The organism is Streptomyces sp. NPDC051320, assembly GCF_040682175.1.
Classification (GTDB): domain Bacteria; phylum Actinomycetota; class Actinomycetes; order Streptomycetales; family Streptomycetaceae; genus Streptomyces.
The window spans coordinates 1-1,463 of sequence record NZ_JBFBAL010000058.1; the positions used below are offsets into that span (position 1 = coordinate 1).

A 1,463-nucleotide genomic window follows, 5' to 3' on the forward strand; every position below is an offset into this window, starting at 1 on the left:
TTCGAACGACTGGTGGAAGAACTCAATCCCACCCGATCACAGAACCACCACCCCCTCTTCCAGACCATGCTCGTCCTGCAGAACCAGGCAACCGCTCGGATCGATCTCCCGGGCCTCGTGGCTTCCGATGAACCGGTCTCCACCGACGTCAGCAAATTCGACCTGACCTTCACCTTCGCCGAGACACACGATGAGCGCGGGGGTATCCGGGGCATGCAGGCCCGGGTGGACTTCTCCACAGAGCTGTTCGACGCCGAGACGATCCACCGGCTCGTCGACCGGCTCACTCGCCTGCTGAAAGCGTTCGTGGCCGATCCCGACCAGCGGATACGCGCCGACGACCTGCTCACCCCAGGGGAACGCCGGTCCCTCCTCGAACAGGGACGCGACCCCGTCCAGCACCTACCCGCCGCCACCGTTCCGGACATGTTCCAGCACTGGGTCGCCCACACCCCCGATGCGGTGGCCGTCCGCGATGCCGCGGGAACACTGACGTATCGGCAGCTGGACGCCCGAGCCAACCGTCTCGCGCACCACCTCGTCGCCCAGGGGGTGGGGGCGGAGGACCTGGTCGCCCTGTCGCTGCCCCGGTCCGCGGAAATGATCGTCTCGATGCTGGCGGTGCTGAAGACCGGAGCGGCCTACCTGCCCGTCGACCCCGACTATCCCGCGTCCCGCATCACCTACATGCTCGACGACGCCCGGCCGGTGCTCCTGCTGACGACCCGTGCGATCCGTGCGCATCTCCCCGCCACCACCGTACCGACGGTCGCCGTGGACGACGCCGCACCCTGGCCCACGGGCCCGGCACCAGTCTCCGGGAAGGCACCCTGCCCCTCGCAGCCGGCCTACGTGATCTACACCTCGGGATCCACCGGGCGCCCCAAGGGCGTCGTCGTCACCCATCGTGGAGTCGGGGCGATGGTGCGCACCCAGGCGCAGCGGCTGAAACTGACGCCCGAGAGCAGGGTGTTGCAGATGGCGTCCATCAGTTTCGACGCGGCCTTCTGGGAGATCTGCATGGGATTGCTGACCGGCGCCCGTCTGGAGATCGCCGACCGATCGGATCTCCTGCCGGGTCCCGCGCTGGCTCATCTCCTCGAGGAGCGCCGCATCACCCACCTGACCCTGCCGCCTGCTGCCCTGGCCGTGATGCCGGATGACGGCATTCCGCATGGCATCACGCTGGTTCTGGCCGGTGAGGCGTGCACGCCGGCCCTCGTACGCCAGTGGGCCGCGCACCGGCGACTGGTCAACGCCTACGGGCCGACCGAAACCACGGTCTGCGCGACCATCAGTGCCTTCCAGCACCCGGACGGTCCGCAGGCACCGGTCCGGACCGTACCGATCGGCACGCCGGTGGCCGAAGCCCGGGTGTATGTCCTGGACGCAGGGCTGAAGCTGGTGCCGCCGGGCGTGGTCGGTGAGCTGTACGTGGCGGGTGACGGTCTGGCCCGGGGATA

The 1,463-nt window shown here is 68.8% G+C and carries 1 protein-coding gene; it reads left to right on the forward strand.

Annotation, left to right across the window (positions count from 1 at the left end; genetic code table 11):
- On the forward strand, window positions 1-1,463 hold a 1,463-nt coding region (locus tag AB0M87_RS33350), incomplete at both ends, for an amino acid adenylation domain-containing protein (protein ID WP_365859648.1).